19 protein-coding genes and 1 pseudogene are annotated in these 18,343 nt (G+C 59.3%); 15 read left to right on the top strand and 5 right to left on the bottom strand.

Annotation, left to right across the window (positions count from 1 at the left end):
* The first annotated feature begins 151 nt into the window (after positions 1 to 151).
* From AB6802_RS13275 to AB6802_RS13235, 9 genes and pseudogenes are all read left to right on the top strand, one after another.
* Entirely contained in the window at positions 152 to 1,138 is a 987-nt protein-coding gene (locus AB6802_RS13275; RefSeq protein WP_371010561.1) for an ABC transporter permease, read from the top strand.
* Positions 1,138 to 2,136 carry an ABC transporter permease gene (locus AB6802_RS13270; RefSeq protein WP_371010560.1) on the top strand — a complete coding sequence of 333 codons (999 nt, stop codon included), beginning with the start codon at positions 1,138 to 1,140 and terminating at the stop codon, positions 2,134 to 2,136. The genes AB6802_RS13275 and AB6802_RS13270 overlap by 1 nt, the downstream gene beginning before the upstream one ends.
* A 2-nt stretch (positions 2,137 to 2,138) precedes the next feature.
* A complete protein-coding gene (locus tag AB6802_RS13265; protein WP_371010559.1) occupies positions 2,139 to 3,137 on the top strand; it encodes an ABC transporter ATP-binding protein in 999 nt (332 codons plus the stop codon).
* Positions 3,115 to 4,062 (top strand): ABC transporter ATP-binding protein, encoded by a 948-nt coding sequence (locus AB6802_RS13260; protein ID WP_371010558.1) that lies wholly within the window; start codon positions 3,115 to 3,117, stop codon positions 4,060 to 4,062. Before AB6802_RS13265 ends, AB6802_RS13260 begins: the two co-directional genes overlap by 23 nt.
* 20 nt (positions 4,063 to 4,082) lie before the next feature.
* Complete coding sequence (locus AB6802_RS13255) at positions 4,083 to 5,138, top strand: aldo/keto reductase (protein WP_371010557.1); 1,056 nt, start codon at positions 4,083 to 4,085, stop codon at positions 5,136 to 5,138.
* Between the two features lie 73 nt (positions 5,139 to 5,211).
* On the top strand, positions 5,212 to 5,802 hold the full coding sequence (msuE, locus tag AB6802_RS13250; protein ID WP_371010556.1) for an FMN reductase: 591 nt from the start codon (positions 5,212 to 5,214) through the stop codon (positions 5,800 to 5,802).
* Between the two features lie 651 nt (positions 5,803 to 6,453).
* Complete coding sequence (locus AB6802_RS13245) at positions 6,454 to 6,630, top strand: DUF4385 family protein (protein WP_371010554.1); 177 nt, start codon at positions 6,454 to 6,456, stop codon at positions 6,628 to 6,630.
* Between the two features lie 58 nt (positions 6,631 to 6,688).
* A pseudogene (locus AB6802_RS13240) lies at positions 6,689 to 6,757 on the top strand (DUF4385 family protein); the annotation flags it as partial.
* Between the two features lie 25 nt (positions 6,758 to 6,782).
* Positions 6,783 to 6,932 carry a hypothetical protein gene (locus AB6802_RS13235; RefSeq protein ID WP_371010553.1) on the top strand — a complete coding sequence of 50 codons (150 nt, stop codon included), beginning with the start codon at positions 6,783 to 6,785 and terminating at the stop codon, positions 6,930 to 6,932.
* Positions 6,933 to 7,001: 69 nt separating this feature from the next.
* On the opposite strand, the gene AB6802_RS13230 is transcribed toward AB6802_RS13235, so the two are convergent.
* Positions 7,002 to 9,158, bottom strand: a complete 2,157-nt coding sequence (locus tag AB6802_RS13230) for an exonuclease domain-containing protein (protein ID WP_371010552.1) — start codon at positions 9,156 to 9,158, stop codon at positions 7,002 to 7,004.
* A 948-nt stretch (positions 9,159 to 10,106) separates the two neighbouring features.
* On the opposite strand from AB6802_RS13230, the gene AB6802_RS13225 reads away from it, so the two are divergent.
* Positions 10,107 to 10,652 carry a sigma-70 family RNA polymerase sigma factor gene (locus AB6802_RS13225; protein ID WP_371010551.1) on the top strand — a complete coding sequence of 182 codons (546 nt, stop codon included), beginning with the start codon at positions 10,107 to 10,109 and terminating at the stop codon, positions 10,650 to 10,652.
* Between the two features lie 11 nt (positions 10,653 to 10,663).
* Here AB6802_RS13225 and AB6802_RS13220 read toward each other — a convergent pair whose 3' ends face one another.
* Positions 10,664 to 10,945 carry a hypothetical protein gene (locus AB6802_RS13220; RefSeq protein ID WP_371010550.1) on the bottom strand — a complete coding sequence of 94 codons (282 nt, stop codon included), beginning with the start codon at positions 10,943 to 10,945 and terminating at the stop codon, positions 10,664 to 10,666.
* Positions 10,946 to 10,947: 2 nt separating this feature from the next.
* Positions 10,948 to 11,514, bottom strand: coding sequence for a response regulator (locus AB6802_RS13215; RefSeq protein WP_371010549.1), 567 nt, complete (start codon positions 11,512 to 11,514; stop codon positions 10,948 to 10,950).
* Between the two features lie 145 nt (positions 11,515 to 11,659).
* Between AB6802_RS13215 and AB6802_RS13210 the strand changes: the two genes are divergently transcribed.
* From AB6802_RS13210 to AB6802_RS13195, 4 genes are all read left to right on the top strand, one after another.
* Positions 11,660 to 14,773 carry a CheR family methyltransferase gene (locus AB6802_RS13210; RefSeq protein WP_371010548.1) on the top strand — a complete coding sequence of 1,038 codons (3,114 nt, stop codon included), beginning with the start codon at positions 11,660 to 11,662 and terminating at the stop codon, positions 14,771 to 14,773.
* On the top strand, positions 14,770 to 15,186 hold the full coding sequence (locus AB6802_RS13205) for a response regulator (RefSeq protein ID WP_371010547.1): 417 nt from the start codon (positions 14,770 to 14,772) through the stop codon (positions 15,184 to 15,186). Before AB6802_RS13210 ends, AB6802_RS13205 begins: the two co-directional genes overlap by 4 nt.
* A 262-nt stretch (positions 15,187 to 15,448) precedes the next feature.
* Positions 15,449 to 15,760, top strand: a complete 312-nt coding sequence (locus AB6802_RS13200) for a hypothetical protein (RefSeq protein ID WP_371010546.1) — start codon at positions 15,449 to 15,451, stop codon at positions 15,758 to 15,760.
* Between the two features lie 148 nt (positions 15,761 to 15,908).
* Positions 15,909 to 16,493 (top strand): LysE family translocator, encoded by a 585-nt coding sequence (locus AB6802_RS13195; protein ID WP_371010545.1) that lies wholly within the window; start codon positions 15,909 to 15,911, stop codon positions 16,491 to 16,493.
* Between the two features lie 90 nt (positions 16,494 to 16,583).
* Here the strand turns inward: AB6802_RS13195 and AB6802_RS13190 are convergent, their stop codons facing one another.
* The gene (locus AB6802_RS13190; protein ID WP_371010544.1) at positions 16,584 to 17,021 is read right to left on the bottom strand and encodes a GFA family protein; all 438 of its coding nucleotides are present in this window, start codon (positions 17,019 to 17,021) and stop codon (positions 16,584 to 16,586) included.
* 387 nt (positions 17,022 to 17,408) lie between these two features.
* Between AB6802_RS13190 and AB6802_RS13185 the strand changes: the two genes are divergently transcribed.
* Complete coding sequence (locus AB6802_RS13185; RefSeq protein WP_371010543.1) at positions 17,409 to 17,621, top strand: hypothetical protein; 213 nt, start codon at positions 17,409 to 17,411, stop codon at positions 17,619 to 17,621.
* Between the two features lie 159 nt (positions 17,622 to 17,780).
* Here AB6802_RS13185 and AB6802_RS13180 read toward each other — a convergent pair whose 3' ends face one another.
* Complete coding sequence (locus AB6802_RS13180; protein ID WP_371010542.1) at positions 17,781 to 17,960, bottom strand: hypothetical protein; 180 nt, start codon at positions 17,958 to 17,960, stop codon at positions 17,781 to 17,783.
* Positions 17,961 to 18,343 lie beyond the last annotated feature (383 nt).

Raw genomic sequence — 18,343 nt, 5'->3', positions numbered from 1 at the left:
ATAAAATTCTATTCTGCAATATCGCCATTTGCAGAACAAAATTTCTTAAATCAGGTTTGACAATGTCTATAAATCTTGTCAACTAAAAAGCACGGAACTTTCCGGGAAACAGCAAACCCGCATCGTCAGCCACAGCCGGGATAGCGAAGAAATGTCGACCCTGACGCGCATTGGCAGAACGTTTCGACGCACCGCGATCCAGGCGGTGCCGACCGTTCTGGGCATCGTGATCCTGAATTTCTTTCTGCTGCAGCTTGCGCCCGGCGATGCCGCCGATGTGATGGCGGGCGAGGCCGGTTCGGCCACGGTGGAGACCATGGCGGCGCTGCGTGAGCGCTTCGGGCTCGACAATCCGCTGCTCGTCCAGCTGTTCAACTATCTCTATAATCTGGCGCATTTCAGCCTCGGCTTTTCGCCGCGCTACGGCATGCCGGTCGCCGACCTGATCGGCCAGCGGCTGCCGGGAACGCTGTTGCTGATGGCGGTGGCGCTGACCATCGCCATCGCACTCGGTCTCGTCCTCGGATCGTTGATGGCGGTGTTTTCCGGCCGCCTGCCGGATCGTCTGCTTTCGGTCGTTTCGCTGCTGTTCTATTCGATCCCGGGCTTCTGGATCGGGTTGATGCTGATCGTACTGTTCTCGGTCAAGCTCGGCTGGCTGCCGAGCGGCGGTTCGGGAACCATCGGCAGCAATCTGACCGGCCTTGCCGGCATTTGGGACAAGGCGCGCTACATGATCTTGCCGGCGCTGTCGCTGGCGCTGTTCTACGTGGCGATCTATGCGCGGCTGACCCGAGCGGCGATGCTGGAAGTCCAGTCGCAGGACTATGTGCGCACCGCCGCCGCCAAGGGCCTGTCGCCGACCGTCATCACCATCCGGCACGTCCTGCGCAACGCGCTGATCCCCATCACCACAATGGCCGGCATGCACGTTGGCGGCATGCTCGGCGGCGCCGTTGTCGTCGAGACCGTCTATTCCTGGCCCGGCCTCGGGCGTCTCGCTTTCGAGGCGGTCATGGGCCGCGATTTCACGGTCCTGCTCGGCATCCTGCTGTTGTCGTCGCTGCTGGTCATCGTCGCCAATGCGACGGTCGATCTGCTGCACGCCTGGCTCGATCCCCGCATCGGAGTACGCTGATGGCTTCCACCGATTTCGCTGCGGGCGACGCCCGCTCCCGCCGCGCCTATGCCGAGGCTCGCGAGCCTGCGGTGCCGGCTGAACCCGAGGCCAAGAGCTGGAGCAATCTTCATGCGCCCGACGCGCGCTCCGCCTCTGCGGCGTCGGTACCGATTGCGGCCGGCGGCCGGGCGCTGAAGATTTTCCTGCGCAATCCCAACGCCATGTTCGGCGTGGTATTCCTGTCGCTGGTCGTGCTGGCCGCACTGCTGGCGCCCGTCCTCTATCCGGCCGATCCGCTGTCGATGGTGGCGCGACCTTTCCTGTGGCCGGGGCAGAATCCAGCCTTCCCGCTGGGCACGGATTCCATGGGCCGTGACGTGCTCTCCGGCATTCTGCATGGCGCGCGGATTTCGCTGTTCGTTGGCCTGGTGGCGACCGCGCTTGGCCTGAGCTTCGGCATTCTTGTCGGTGCCACCGCCGGCTATTTCAGCGGCTGGATCGACGACCTGCTGGTGCGCCTGATCGAGATCTTTCAGACCATACCGAGCTTCGTGCTTCTGGTCGTCATGGTGGCGATCGCGCAGCCGACCGCGCCTGTGGTGACGGTTGCTATCGCCGTCATCACCTGGCCGACGGTGGCGCGGCTGACGCGTGCCGAATTCCGGGCCATCCGCGAAAAGGATTTCGTCATGGCCGCCCGCAGCCTCGGCTACGGCCATGCCCGCATCATCTTTCGGGAGATATTGCCCAACGCGCTGCCGCCTTTGATCGTGACCTCGTCGGTGATGGTGGCAACCGCAATCCTGATGGAATCGGCGCTGTCCTTCATGGGTCTCGGCGATCCCAATGTCGTCAGTTGGGGCTCGATGATCGGAGCGGGCAGGGAGTTGATCCGCACCGCCTGGTATCTGACAGCACTGCCGGGACTGGCGATCGTCTTCACCGTGCTGGCGCTGAACCTGATCGGCGACGGCCTCAACGACGCGCTCAATCCGCGCTTCTCGCAGGAGCGCTAGCGATGGCCGCTCCCTTGCTCAGGGTCGACAATCTGACGGTGCGCTTCCCGACCGCCGAGCCCGTCAGCCGGCTGAGCTTCGAGGTCGGCGAAGGCGAGACGCTGGCGATCGTCGGCGAATCGGGCTCCGGCAAATCGCTGACAGCACTTGCCCTGATGCAGCTTCTGCCGCGCTCGGCGAAGATCCCCAATGGCAGGATCGAGTTCGCCGGCAGGGATCTGCTCGGTCTCGACCAGAAGGCGATGCGGAACCTGCGCGGGCGTGAGATCGCCATGATCTTCCAGGAGCCGATGACGTCGCTCAACCCGGTGCTGACCATCGGCCGGCAGATCACCGAGGTACTGACGCTGCACGAAGGCATACGCGGCAAGGCAGCGCGGAACCGTGCCATCGAGCTTCTCAATCTGGTGCGCATTCCCGATCCGCAGCGGCGCATCGACGACTATCCCCACCAGCTTTCCGGTGGCATGCGCCAGCGCGTCATGATTGCCATTGCCGTTGCCTGCCGTCCGCGCCTGCTGATTGCCGACGAACCGACGACGGCGCTGGATGTGACCATCCAGGCGCAGGTGCTCGACCTCCTCGATACTCTGCGCCGCGAACTGTCGATGGCTGTCGTGCTCATCACCCACGATCTCGGCGTCGTCGCGCAGTGGGCCGACAAGGTCGTCGTCATGTATGCCGGCCGCAAGGTCGAACAGGCACTGCCGGGCGCGCTGTTCAGAACACCACTTCATCCCTACACGCGCGGCCTGCTGGCCGCTTCGCCAAGGCTGAAGACCAATCTGCACTACCGCGACGCCAGGCTGACGGAGATTCCCGGCAGCATCGTCTCGGCCGCGGGCGAGAAGGGCTGCCCGTTCCGGCCGCGCTGCGCGGTGGCGCGCGACAGCTGTGCCCATTTCGTGCCCGCTCTCGTCGAGGTGAGCGAGGATCGCCTTGTTGCCTGCCCCTACAGCTTCATTCCGGAGGTTGCGCATGGCGTTGCTGTCGGTCTCTGACCTCTCCACGCATTTCCACGCCCAGGGCGGTGCGCTGCGCGCTGTCGACGGCGTTTCCCTTGAGGTCGGGCGTGGCGAAACGGTCGGCCTCGTTGGCGAAAGCGGTTGCGGAAAGTCGACACTCGGCAAGACGATTATGCGGTTGGTCGATCCAACCAGTGGCAAGATAGAGTTCAACGGCACTGACATCACCGCTCTCGATGCCCGCCGGCTGAAGGCGGCGCGCCGCAACATCCAGATGATTTTTCAGGACCCGTTCGCGTCGCTCAACCCGCGCCATACGATCGGCGATATCCTGACTGCGCCGCTGAAAGTCCATGGCATCGGCCGCAAGGCCGAGCGGCGCAAAATTGTCGAGGACATCGTCCAGCGTGTCGGGCTGCCTGCCGATGCTCTTGGCCGCTACCCGCATGAGTTTTCCGGCGGTCAGCGCCAGCGCATCGGCATTGCCCGAGCGCTGATCCTCAACCCGGAACTGGTCGTCTGCGACGAGCCGGTGTCGGCGCTCGACCTCTCGATCCAGGCGCAGATACTCAACCTGCTGGTCGACATGAAACGGCAGCTCGGCCTGTCCTACCTGTTCATCTCGCATGACCTTTCGGTGGTCCGCTATTTCGCCGACCGGGTGCTGGTCATGTATCTCGGCCGCATCGTCGAAAGCGCCGACAATGCGACGCTGTGGACCTCGCCGAAGCATCCCTACACGCGCGCGCTGATGGACGCCGTGCCGGACCCGGCGCGTCGCCGCCAGGCCGCACCGATCCATGGCGACCTGCCGAGCCCGCAGAACATCCCCAGTGGCTGCCGCTTTCACACGCGCTGCCCGCTGGCGACGGATCTGTGCCGTTCACAGGAGCCGGCATTCCGGGCGGTCGCGCTGGGACACCACGTCGCCTGCCACTACGCCGAACCAACCCTCAACTGAAAGTTCAACGGAGCAGAAAAATGTCCGATTACCGCTATCTCGGCCGCAGCGCCCTGAAGGTTTCGCCGCTCAGCCTCGGCACCATGATGTTCGGCGGACCGACCGAGGAAACGGTCGCGCACCGCATCATCGACAAGGCGCGCGAGCAAGGCATCAATTTCATCGACACCGCCGACGTCTACCACAATGGCAAGTCCGAGGAAGTCGTCGGTCGCGGCATCAAGGCGACGCGCGATCATTGGGTCGTGGCGACCAAATTCGTCAACTCGCATGACAAGGGTCCCAATCTCGGCGGCCATTCACGCAAATGGGTGATCCAGACCGTCGAGAACAGCCTGCGGCGCCTTGGAACGGACTATATCGACTTGTTCTACTTCCACCGCGCCGTCTTCGACGCGCCGCTGGAGGAGCCGGTGCGGGCCATCGCCGACCTGATCCGCCAGGGCAAGCTGCGCTATTTCGGCGTGTCGAACTTCCGTGGCTGGCGCATCGCCGAAGTCGCGCATCTCGCCGATGAACTCGGCATCGACCGGCCGGTGGCCAGCCAGCCGCTCTACAACATCGTCAACCGCACCGCCGAGGCCGAGCAACTGCCGGCGGCCGCCTATTACGGTCTTGGCGTCGTCTCCTACAGTCCGCTGGCGCGCGGCGTGCTGACCGGCAAATACGAGCCCAACCAGGCGCCGGCCGCCGACACGCGGGCCGGGCGTGGCGACAAGCGCATCGCCGAGACCGAGTGGCGTCCGGAATCGATCGAGATCGCCAGGCAGATCGCGGCGCACGCAAAGTCGCGCGGCGTCTCGGCCGCCGATTTCGCGTTGGCCTGGGTGCTCAACAACCGGCTGGTCACAGCGGCGATCGCCGGCCCGCGCACCGAGGAGCAATGGGACAGTTATGCCAAGGCGCTGGACTTCCGGTTGACCGCCGAGGACGAAGCCTTTGTCGACAGCCTCGTCACCGCCGGCCATGCCTCGACGCATGGGTTCAACGATCCGAGCCATCCGGTCGAGGGCCGCGTGCCGCGTTCGGAGCCGGCAGCACCCATCCCGCTGACGCGGCCTCTGCGCGCTGCCTGACGGTCAGCCGTGGAAATGGCGGGGCCGGTGGCCCCGCTCGAGTCCCAATTGCTTCCGACAGATGAGAGAGCCCATGAATTTCCATGTCGAACGGCTGCGCCAGAACATCGTCGTGTTGTCAGGCAACACCCACAGGCCGTCGAAATCACGGACGCTGGCGCATCATCTGGGTGAGGCACTGCGCGAAAAACTGTCGGTCACAGTGAATTTTCTCGATCTCGTCGATGCCGGCCGCGGTCTGGGTGCGGCATTCACGCGGCAGGAATTGACACCGGAGGCGCTGGATGTGGTGGAGGCCATCGAGCAGGCCGACGCGCTGATCGTCACCACGCCGGTCTATAATGGTTCCTATGCTGGTCTGTTCAAGCATCTGTTCGACCTCATCGATCCGCTCGCACTCGTCGATCGCCCAGTCTTGATCGGCGCGACTGGCGGCGGCCAGCGCCACGCGCTGGTGGTCGAACACCAGCTTCGCCCGCTGTTCGGCTTCTATTCGGCGCTGACGGTGCCGAGCGCCGTCTATGGCAGCGACAGCGATTTTGCCGACGGCAAGCTTTCGGATCCAACGGTCCTGGCGCGGGCCGCACAGGCCGTGGACCAGTTCGCGACCCTGCTTTCAGCGCGGCAGCCGAAGAGCCAACCGGTCAGGCTGGCCTCGGGCTGAGGCATAGCACTGCTCAGGCCAGCGGAGAGCAAATTCAGTTCGCCGATAGCCGCAGGCAACGCCTGTGAAGATCGATGGTCGGGCCGGTGGGATGACGGAAGATTTCGTGTGCACCACGTGTGCAGTGAGCGGCGTGATATGCTAAATGGCCTTCAGTTTGCGTCGGCACAATCGTAAATTCGGTTACGTTTGGCTACGCGCTTCTTTCCAAATTGCTTAGTCGTTCCAACGGGGTTATGGGGCAGATACATCAATATAATCAGCTAGTTACGAGATGTTGTGTGCAAAAAACGCACACGAAAGTTCTGCTTCTCTTCTTTTTTCGTTCCCACGACAGAGTAGCCGACAGCCCTTTACGGATGCTCGTCTGCCGGCGATGTTGACCGTTCCAATGCGGATGTTCGAGGATATATCCGTTAACCTCATTGTTCCCCGGGCGATCCTTGCCTGGTTCCTTGACGCTTTTCGAGCTTTCTGCCTTGCGCCTCAGCCCGGATTGCGCGCGCTTATGGGACAACTTGGGACATCAAACTCGTGACGAGGCCCGACGGAGATGCAGGCCGCTTGTGCCGTGTCGCTCCATGGCGAGATGGACAGCCGGAAATAGCCGACCTCGCTGGAAGCCGGATTGTTCGGCAGGCTTCACATCGGATGTCTCGCAAGCCGTCCAATCTGAACTTTGACAAAATCTCATATCCTTTGCGGCCGGACGTCGATTATCGGGCCCATCCCGATCGCTATCGCGTCGGTCGCGGCGGACAGGGTGTTCTTATCTGCCGGCCTTACCAAGGACGAGGTGGTTGGCCTGTGGTGCTTCAGGACGGCTGATGAGGCGGAGTCATGTAGCAAAACGATAACGGCCAAATTTCAGCCCTGAGTCGACGCGGGCGAATTCGTCGGCGCCGATATGGCTCGCAAGTTTCTGCAGATGGGCTTCACCCGTGCGCGGTGTTAGGCGAGCTACAAAGGCGGGCGCAAATATGCTGGAGCGGAACATCACGAGCTCGATCGCGGCCGGAGATCCTGAGAAGGCGAAAAGCGCTGCGATCTTCTACAAGCGCTGGATGGCTGCCGAAGCAGACGAAGGATATGCGGCTGCCAAGGCTGACTGGAAGAAAAAATATGGCTGACCGGGCGTCTCGGGGACGCCATATGGGCATATCCAAGAAATCTGAAAACCGGAGATCAGTTGCGCCAGCCTATGCAGCTTCCTCAGCAAGCGTTGCAGGACCGGTATCGCGTTTCCCATTGATGAGGTTGAGAAGATGAGCCGCGGCGCGTGCGTCGCAGAGTGCCCTGTGATGGCCTTTGAGATCGATGTCGTGCACGTCGCAGAGATTGGCAAGACTGTAGGATTTATGACCTGGGAATTGCCTGCGCATGGTCGCGCACGTGCATAGTTTAGGAAACCGGAAGCGACGCTCGAGCCGTTCATATTCGCTCGAGAGAAAGCCGTAGTCGAAATTGACATTGTGGGCGACGAAGATGCCGTCGCCCATGAATTGCATGAAGCTGTCGGCGATCTCCGCGAAGAGCGGAGCGTCTCTTACCATGGCGTTTGTGATGCCGGTGAGCCGTGTGATGGCCGCCGGGATCGACCGCTGCGGGTTGATCAGCGAAGTCCATTCATCGACAACTTCATGATTGCGGATTTTTACGGCACCGATCTCGGTAACACGGTCGCCATTCGACCAGCTACCGGTCGTTTCGATGTCGACAACGACATACTCTTGATCGGGATCGAAGCGAAAATCGACCCGCACGATTCCCGCCGTGATGCCGGCGCTGGACAGCTGACGCAGGCGTGTGAGCTGATTGCGGCGTACAGCGTCCCCTTCCGCCTTCACTTCAAGAAAAGCGACCTCGCCCTTGAACTCGGTCATCAAGTCCGGGAAGCCGTCGCGCATAGCGCGAAAATCTTCGCTCATAAGCCGAAGGATGGTGCTTACCCCTCCGGGATGAGCGGCAAGTAAGAGCCGTATCGCATCCATGTCGATATGATCCCAGGCAAAGAGCCCGTTCGGCGTCCCCCACTTTCCTGCGATGGTGCGTAAAATAAGGGCGAGCGCGGACTGCGACGACACGCCAGACAGTTTCGAGCCAATCTCGCGCGCGAATAGACGCGCGAAGCTCTTGTCTTTAAGGCAATGCGGCACCCAGTCGAAGCTCGAATGGAGCTGGCCGGATTCGAACAGCTCTTCCCAGAACAGCAAACCGAACAGGCAGTGCCAGAGCCTATTCTCTGCATAGAAGACTGTGCGGCTCTGCCGTCGCATGACGCCCGCTACGCCCGCCTCCGGATTTCCGCGCCAGCTGTCGTCGACTGTGACAGTGTGACCGGCCCGCAGCAGTTCGGTGCAAAGCCCTGTTCTTCGACCGTTGAACTTGCGGGCATAAAAATCATTTGCGAAAACGAATTCATCATCGCTCGCCGGATCGTCAATCATCCTGCGCAGAAGCTCTTCGGACCCTTTCTTGTCTCCCGTTGAGTAGAGCAAACGCGTCAGGCGCTCATTGCAGTCAAACGATGAGCCGGCACGATAGAGCTGTATCGCAATTTGCTTCTCGCCGCCTTTTTCAAAAAACTGTCCCGCCCTGTGCGCCGCGCTGCTTTTCAATTCCTCGGCGTAGTCGGTTGTGCATTCGGGACCGTCAAGAATTTCAGAAATAGAGGCGCGAAAGGTGACCTCGGATTTGATCGCGAGTCGATCAAGCAGCCGGCTGTAGTGGAAGCTTGCATGGGCCTCTTCAGCGTCAGTGAAGCGCGCACTCAGGTTTGCATTTTTGTTGGTGCGCAGGATGCCCAGGTCGCGCAGCGCAAAGTTCTTCAAATCTCGCTCGGTCTTCCCGAAATACAGGTACAGCAGGAATTCGACCGGGGCCGTGTCGCCGAGCGCGATGAAATCATCACCGCCGCAATGGTGATAGGCTGTCTCAAATGAGACGTTCGCCAGATAATACTCGACCACCTTTCCCTTGGCCCAAGACGTTCGCAGATCGGTGAGGCCGGCGTCCTTCCCACCCTTCATGAGCGCTTCTTTCCCATGGCAGATGATGAAGGATGCATAGTCGCTGTCCGCGAGTGACCGCACATATCCAAGAGCCCGGAGCTCTGCGATGGCGCGCCCAGCGTTCGATATCTCGGCGTAGCGAAAAGCCGACTGTCTAAAGATGTTACCGCGCCGATTTATCATGCGGATCAGAAGGCACTGCGCATCTTTCGAAACAGTCGCAAAAGTCGTGATAAACGCGCGGTGTCGATCCGTCAGCACCGAACCATAGGTATCGTTGACGATATCGAGCATTTCGGTGAAATGATCATGATAATAATAGACCGGCAACACAGGCAGCTTCATTCTCACCGCCCTTTCAGGTTCATATCCGCAACGCAGTTCGACGCATGCCACGCCCTAGAAGGCTGGAGCGATTGCTCTTCACGGGAGTCGCTATTTCGATTCGAAAAAATTCGCACGTTCTACATTTGTTCCAATCATGGAAGGATGTCAACGTGCACCTCCCAATCCTATTTTTCCTCATGGGTCTCAAACCGATCGTCTCCTTCGGCTTCGGTCTTATGCAAATAGTCCTATGATAGGAATTTCGAGGGGCCGCGTAGCAAAGACGCATCGCTGCAATCTTCAACCGGTCATCGCAACACGCTTTAAGGCTTGTTGAGATTCAGCGTGAGTTTATGACGGCGGCGGCGAGATAAATGAAGGCTGCAAAGCTGACACCGCGCGATATCGCTGGCAATCTCATATGCTGGCGAGCGACAACTCACCAAATGGAGGACGGATGCCCAAGGTCAAAGGTGATAGCCCTCTGGACAAGGAGCGCGCCAAAACAGAGAGGCTCTTCAAAAAGGTTGGATACACAGCGTTGAAGGAGGCCGGCGTGGTATCGAGGCGACCCGACCTCCCAAATCTAAAGATTGAGAAGCGAGGGAAGTAGCGCGGACGCCCGCGTACTGACCTGACCGATAGCACGCCCCAAAATGTAGACGTCTGCTTGGCCTTCTCAAGCCGGGAGGGGCGCGTTAGTTCCCGGATCGGCGTCCGGCTGCCAAGGCGGCAATGCACCCGCCGGCACATCCACCTGCCGCAGGCGTAAAAAAGAACCCGAAAGAAAATACAGAGATGCCAGGGCAGCAGTGACCGGCGTTGACGGTTCCCACGCCTGCTTGGTTTTTGCAGGCCGCCTCGGAGCGTGGGATACGAACTTGCTGACGGTAGGAACCCCTGACTGATTAAGACATTATCTCTCGGAGCGTCTGGCCCTTTCGAGCGCAGAAAGACTACCGCACCATGAGTTCTGGCGAACGAGACGATGATTCCATCGTGGAACTCATTCCCGCATTGCGGGCTTTCGCACGGACCTTCTACCAGGCTTCAAACGATGCCGACGACCTCGTCCAAGAGACACTGCTCAAAGCGCTAAAAGCCTTCGAGAGCTTCGAGCCGGGTACCCGACTGAAGTCGTGGATGTTCACGACCATGCGAAACACGTTTTACACGAAGATCAAGGTGTACACCCGAGAAGCACCCGCAGCTGCGGATTGTGTGGCTGGAACACTTTCCGTTCAGGCGACACAGGAATGGTCGGCGCGCGCACGAGAAGTCGCGAACGCGCTCAATAAACTGCCTCCGCATCAGCGCGAGGTCCTCACATTGATTGGCATGCTCGGCATTTCCTATGAGGAGACGGCCGAAATTTGCGGCTGCGCTGTCGGAACGGTGAAAAGTCGTCTTAACCGTGCGCGTATCCAGATTCTTGAAGATCTCGGGGAAGCCTCGCCGCAGACGATGGTTGAACCGGCTGAACTACCTGTTGAGGCTAGCCAAGATTTTTAGCTGCAAGCGGGTCAGTTGGGATTTTTCAGCTGCTTTGACAGCAATAGTTGCTGCTGCAGCTCAAGGGCGAGTTCCAGCAGCCGTTCAGGTGTTTTCTCCTCTGCAATTTCGTCGAGCAGCGCTGCGAGTGCAGGGTCGCCCTCAACGGGATCTCGGAATGAAGCAGGTCCAGTGTGCGGAGGTTTGGCCACGACGATTTCTACCAAGGATGCGGCCGTATTTGCAAGACGAAGCGAAGCGCTCTTGGCGGCAGAACGTGGCAGGGGGCGGCCGGGCGGCAAACTGTCGGACAATCTTAATTCATAATGGCAGACCTGTCGTTGCGGAACACCTCCTCCATGAGTGTATTGAGCCATTCGCTCAAGGGGAGGTGATGCCGCGTCGACAACCGCTCCTCCAGCGCCGCCTTCAATGTCCGTTCGACGAGGCGATCGGCCGCTTGTGGGTCGCCTAACAACAGCCGCGCGGACAGCCTCAGTTTTGGAAGGGCGCGGAAAACGTTGTCGTCACCAAGCGCTGTTGATTGCGCTGCGAGGATGCCCGCAACCGTCCTGAAGCCGTCCGGCTTGGAGAGATTTTGGGTATATCGGAACCGCTCGGGTAGGGTGATCTGATCGTTTCCGGAGAAGAATACGAATGGTATGCCTCGGTTCGTCAGCTCATCGGCGAGGGGAAAAACAGTCTCACCGTTGAGATCGATGTCCAGGACCGCGCCATCCGCTGAATCGATATACCGTCGAGCCCGGCTGACCGAAGACACCGGCCCCAAGACTGTCGCCCCACAATCGCTGAAATAGGAGGCAAGTTCGTTTGCCAGCAAGAATTCGTCCTCGACGAGCAGAATTCGCCTACCCAATAGCATTTCAGCCTCCGCTCCTCAAACGGCGGTCTCGCCCATCGGTTCCGGACCTGGCTGACGGTGCGGGGTGGGAATTGCTCAAGGAACGGCTTAGAATTCGGATCGAAATCAGGGCTGCCGCGTTGGATTCATTCAGACTGGACGATTTATGCAAAAGCAGAAGAGGTTCCCCGTTGTCGGCATCGGCGCCTCTGCGGGCGGCATCGCCGCCATGGAGGGATTTTTTCGCGGGATGCCTTCTTCGGGCGGGATGGCGTTCGTGGTCGTCACGCATCTCAGCCCCGAACGGGAAAGCCTGCTGCACGAGGTGATTGCGCGGTACACCGACATTTCGGTTCGCGTCGCCGAAGACGGAATGGAAATCCAACCTGACACGGTCTACGTGATGCCGCACAACGCGATCCTGACGATCGAGAACTCCAGTCTCAAGCTGCGACAACCGAATTCCGTGTCCAGGGAGCGCAAGCCCATCGATATCTTTTTCAGCGCGCTCGCCGAGGATCAAGGCGAGTATTCGGTTGGCGTCGTCCTGTCGGGCGGCGATTCCGACGGCACATTGGGCGTTAAGGCAATCAAAGAGCACGGCGGCTTAACGCTCGCGCAACTTTCCGACGAGTCGGGTCCGATCAATCCCGACATGCCGCGCAGCGCGATCGGTTCCGGTCTGATCGATATAGCCATCTCGGCCGATGAGATGGGTGCCAAGCTTATTGAATTTGCCCGCAGCTTCGAACTGCTCGACGAGCTCGAAGCCGACGATGGCAAGGCCGGTGCTTTGAAGCTCCGCAAGGCGCAGGGGGAAATCTACGCGATCTTGCGCAGCCATTCGGGGCACGATTTCTCGGGCTACAAGGCCAAGACGTTCTTGCGTCGTGTCAGGCGACGCATGCAGATAACGCAGAACACCGCGATCGAGACCTATGTGGAGCTGCTTCGTTCGAGCGCGGAGGAAGTGCGCTCGCTGTTTCGCGACCTGTTGATCAATGTCACAAATTTCTTCCGCGACACGGACGCTTTCAAGACCCTGGAAGAGACCGTCATTCCCAAACTGTTCGAAGGCCGGGACGCCAACGATACGATCCGCGTCTGGGTGCCTGGCTGCGCAACCGGCGAAGAGGTCTTCTCGATCGGGATGCTGATGCGCGAGCACATGGATACGCTTTCGGCTGTGCCGCGGATTCAGATATTCGCGACGGACATCGATGACGCGGCGCTGGGCGTCGCTCGTTCGGCGCGCTATCCGGAGACATTGCTTACGGGCGTTTCGCCTGAACGACGCGAACGTTTCTTCAGCAATGACGGCACAAGTTTCGTCTTGAGCAAGAGCGTACGGGATCTCTGCATCTTCTCGGCACACAGCGTCATCCGCGATCCACCCTTCTCGCGGATGGACATGGTGTCGTGCCGGAATCTGCTGATCTATTTCGGTACCGATGTGCAAAAACAGGTTATTCCGACATTCCACTATTCGCTGAAGCCCGGCGGCTATCTGTTCCTTGGCACGTCCGAAAGCATCAGCCAGCATGGCGATCTGTTTGCACCGGTCGACAAGAAACAACGTATCTTCAAGGCACGGGAGCACACGGCACCGACGCGGCTGCCCATTTTGTTGAATGCTGCGCCTCCAAGCAACTTCCACAGCGCGGGTGACACGCGTGCCCGGCGCGGCTTGTCTTATTCCCTGCGGCAAACGGTTGAAGCGCAGGTTCTCGAACACTTCGCTCCCGCCCACGTTGTGGTCAATGGTGACGGAGATGTCGTCTATTACTCGATCAGAACCGGCAAATATCTTGAGCCGCCGCAGGGGGTGCCGAGCAGGCAATTGCTCACCATGGCACGCAGCGGCCTGCGTCTGGAATTACGTGGCGCTTTGCGCGAAGCCGTCGAAAGTCGTCGCACCGTTACACGCGAAGCGATAGCCATTGAAGAAGATGAGGATCGCGTCCAATTCGTAACATTGACGATAGAGCCCTTGGCCGATCGAGGCAGTGGCGAGCCGCTATTTCTTGTCCTGTTCGAGCCGGTAGGCCCGTCGCAGCCGCGGCTGGAGGCTCTGAAGCGTCGAGAGCCGGCCGCGTCCGGGATTGCAGATTTCGAGCGCGACCTCCGCGATACGCGCGAACGCCTGCAATCGACAATCGAGGAATATGAAACCGCAATGGAGGAGCTGAAATCTTCCAATGAGGAGCTGGTTTCGGTCAACGAAGAAGCTCAATCCTCCAACGAAGAACTTGAGGCTTCCAAGGAAGAAATGCAGTCCCTCAACGAGGAACTGAACACCATCAATGCCGAACTGGTTTCAAAGGTCGAGGATCTCGATCGTGCCAACAGCGATCTGAAGAATCTGTTCGAGAGCACACAGATCGCGACTGTTTTTCTCGATACCAAGCTGGTTATCCGAAGCTTCACGCCGGCGGCGTCCTCGTTCTTCAATCTGTTGCCGTCCGACATTGGAAGACCGCTGACAGATCTTGCCAGCCGGCTCGATTATCCGCATCTGCGCGACCATATCGCGCAGGTTTTCAAGGCCGGCGAAATGATCGAACACCAGCTGCCGCGAGATAGCGATGGCATCCACTACCTCGTGCGGTTGATCCCTTACCGCGACAGCGTGCGGAAAATCCAGGGTGTGGTGGTGACCTTTGTCGATGTGACGACCATAGCTGAAGCCGAAGCCCACCAGCGGGTATTGATCTCGGAACTCAATCATCGGGTCAAGAACATGTTGGCTGTTACGGTCAGCATTGCCGGTCAGACCCTGAAAAATGCGCCTTCTCCAGAGGCCTTCGCGGAGGCGCTCATCGGTCGCCTGCGCGCTATGGCGCGGGCTTACGGGGTGCTTTCGCGCGAAAGCTGGAAAGAGGCCTCGGTTGAGGAAATCGTCCGACAGGAAGTCGAGCCTTTCGGGCTGGAACGTATCAACACCACAGGTGAGGACATCCGGCTCAAACCGCAGCAGGGCCTGTCACTTGGCATGGTGATCCATGAACTTGCCACTAATGCTGCAAAATATGGCGCCTTGTCTATGCCAGGCGGAACGGTGTCCGTGACTTGGTCCGTGTCCGATCAAGGTTTTCACTTTGAATGGTCCGAGAGTGGCGGTCCCGCCGTGAGTCCCCCCGAGAAGACGGGATTTGGCCTTTCCCTGGTGAAGGGCGAAATTGAGTATCGGCTTGGCGGAAATTTTGAAACATCTTTCGGTTCCGATGGTTTGAGCTTGCGGATTGAGTTTCCTTTTGATCGTCGGGAGAGCGAAACGTGACTGAATGTCGTATCCTTATCGTCGAAGATGAATGGCTGGTCGCGGAGGAGCACCGCACAATTCTGGAAGAGGCCGGCTTCGCCATCGTCGGGCCAGCGCCGTCCGTTGCTCGCGCGAAAAAGCTGATCGAGAGTGAAGCCATATCTGCCGCGGTCCTGGACATTGGTCTCGGCAGTGAGACCAGCGCTGCCCTTATCCCCCTTCTAGCGGAACGCGGAATTCCGTTTGTCTTCGTCAGTGGATACACGGCGTCCGACGTTCCGGAAGATTTGCGTCATCACAAGATGCTGTCAAAACCCGTGTGGGCCGCAGCGCTGGTCGAGGCCGTGCGAAATATGCTCGGTGTTCAACCGACATCTTTGGCAGAACAGCAGGATAGTGGGGCGGTGCCAACCCAGCGAGAAGCTCGATAACCGAAGATCGGGGTCAGGCTCGCGTATGTCCGGTTTCCACGTCGGCGCATCCACTGGTGGCTCTTCGGTCGGCTCTGACGCGGCGCGACCATTTTGCCCGTTTCCAGCTATGCGACACGTTTCTAATCGAATCGTTCCTCCCGAGGGTTTGGCGCACGATGTCGGCCGCGACATGCGTAGGTGTTGCCAGTGATTTCTCCTCACCTCGGTGCATCTTTTGACAAACCATGGGCGTTAAGAGTTCGTTGTCGAGGTGAGTTCCATGAAGGCGTTGACCAAGGATGATTTGAAAACTGAGGCGCAACTCTCGCAAGACGCCGACCTGATCGTAAATCGAACAGCCCATTTTGTCGGAGAGTGGATTGAGGAGCATGTGATCGAAAAACCTGCTCTCAGAGGTGTCGATGCCGCGGAGGAACTCGCAAACCAGTGCATCGCGGCTGCGGTAGATGAAGGCATCGCCTGCGCGGACATTCAGGCCGAAGTCGGCGACCTGAAGGAGTCTATCGCCAAGACAATCGTCGAGGAAGGCGACCAGGGCGCTGTCGCCGCTGGCAAGGACGGCACCCGATGAACATCGTCCGCGCAACGTGCTCGGAGCCGGCGCTTCGCGTTGACAGCGATCGCCGCTCCAATTCCAGCAAAAACAGCTTGGTTGAGAGGAACAAGCCATCGATCCCGCCCACTGGATAGCATTCGTCGGTACGGTCATCCTGCTGCAGATGCCGCCCGGGCCAGATAGCATGCTCGTGATGGCGCGCGGCATTGGGCAAGGACGCAGGGTTGCGCTGTTCACGGTACTTGGGATGACGGCTGGCGCCGGCTTGGTTCAGCTTCCTCTCATAGCACTCGGTGTTTCGTCTCTCGTGCGAACCTCCCCACTGGCTCTTGGAGCACTCCAATGGCTTGGAGCGGCTTATCTGGTATGGCTCGGGCTGAGGCTGGTCTTCACGAAGCCGGAAGTACAGGCGCGGCCGGATACGTCGCCGATCAAGGCCCTAACAGCGGCACGGGAAGGCATGATTGCCAATTTGTTCAATCCGTGGCCCATCACGTTTATGGTTGCCTTTCTGCCGCAGTTCGTTGACCCGCATGGGAGCTCCGTGACGCTTCAACTGATGCTGCTGGGAGCAACTCAGAAAATGACGGGCGTGTTGGTGTTGGGAACCTATGCCTTGGCCTCGGGCAGCATAGGCGCCTGGATCCTGACGCGGCCTCGTGTGCGGCTTTGGCAGCAGCGGATCGCCGGCCTATTCATTATTGGCCTTGGGTTCCGAATGGCCTTTGGTGGTGGCGCAAGCCGTTGAGCGAAACGCCGCGGAGTTACGTTTTCACCGGTCGGGGCGTGAATAGTTCCAGCCACCGCGCAAGACAGTGCTGCAGCCGAGATATCCAAATCACCGATCTCTAGGATCTCCGAGGGAGGGGTCTCGCGTTCGGCTGTAGCCGTTTACGCGGGGCAGGCCGTCATCCATGATGATAAATGGCAGTCGCATCTCCCAATATGCTTGAGCTTGGGGACGGAATTTCTCGGGCGCGTCCATAAACCCGACCGAGATGTAGAGTTCATCCGGCAATCCTTCATCGGCATAGCCAATCGACGTGCCACATTTGGAGCAGAAGGTACGGACCACCCCTCTGGTTTTTGAGAACTTTTTTGGTGACGCGCCTGACCAGCGGGACTGATCCGGGCGATAGCCAATCCAGATAGTCAACGGACTGCCGATCGCCCTTCGGCAATCATCATCGTGGTCGAAACAAATCCAAAACGGATCGCCCCTGAATTCAGCTTCTACGGCTCCGCAAAAACAATGCCCTCGTTCGATCCGGGTCATTAAGCGCCTGCTTCGCTGTGTGACAATTCGTCGAACATTTCGTTACTCGTCCCCATCCTGGCCTAACGCCGCAATTGGCAACCAGTTCCGACCGCACTATGCGCCGCGGGAGACGGGCTGACGCGCTCGGCCATGTTTTGTTCGCGCCTTAAGCGTCGTTTTGTTCGTGTTTTCGCGCCTCTTTCCCGGACATCATAGGCGACGACTTTCTGATGGATGGGGCAGATATCTAAATAGAATCAGCTACTTACGAGGTTCTGTGTGCAAAAAGCGCCCACGAAAGTTCTGCTTCTCTTCTTTTTTCGTTCCCACGACGGAGCCGCCGATAGCCGTATTCGGAGACTCTTTTGCCGACGATATTGACCTCTGATTGGACCAGGAGAAAAGATGGCCCAGACGATCCGGTTCGCGATCTTTGCGGTTTCGGCTGCTGTCGCCGGCTTGGCGTTTTTCGCCTTGCGTTCCTTCTGGACGTGGATCGCGCCGCTCCTGATCCTCTTCGTCGGCTCCACGCTTGCCGAATACGCCTTCAACCGGCTGGCCTCGAACGAAGAAAAGCAGCGCGATCTGGAAGATCGCGTGCGCAATCCCCCGACGTAAACCAATGTAGAAACGCAACATCGTTACGGGGTAAGGTTGCACTCAGGGGTCGCCAGTGACCATCCCGCTATGGCGTGAAGCTCTTGCCGGGGCGCTTGACAAGCTCGTGATCCTGCATGGTCGCGGATGATGCATAAGTCGCGACTTATTTCGCCAGCGTTATGCTCGGAATCGCCGTTTAGCTGCGCGGGAGAGAATGCTGATTTCGGTTTCGGTCAGCGTGATCTGATAGCGCTGTGTGGAATTCTTCGAGGAGATGTCGTCAGCAATAATCGAGACGGTCACTTCGCCGTCCTCGATCTGCACATCCTGATCTGCAGCGGCGCCGAGTATATGCATTTCGGTGATCCTGGCTTTCGCGCAGGCTGAGCAGACAATCGCAATGTGAAGACCCCCTTGCTGTGCCAGCAATTCGACCGACGCAAAATTGATGCCGGCAATTCGGTCCCGAGATGAGACGTCGTTGGGCTACTCCACGTTCGTCCTTATGGATACGTGCCTATTATTTCGGCAAGAGCGCATCGTTTCGCCAGCCGGCGCCGCGTTCGCCCACCCGACACGTAGCGCCGGTTAGGCCCGGCGGTCATCCCCCAGCACTACCCAAGGAACCGCCGGGCCGCTCTTATCGGGCAAGTGCGCCTCGCCGGTGGAATGGCGGCGATCCGCGCCGCGCCACGATGCTCGCCAGCGCCGGCCTAGCGATTCTGGCCTACTCCCAATGG

This window comes from Mesorhizobium sp. RCC_202, assembly GCF_041355295.1.
Taxonomy (GTDB): Bacteria; Pseudomonadota; Alphaproteobacteria; order Rhizobiales; family Rhizobiaceae; genus Mesorhizobium.
This window is presented reverse-complemented; position numbering and strand designations above follow the sequence as displayed.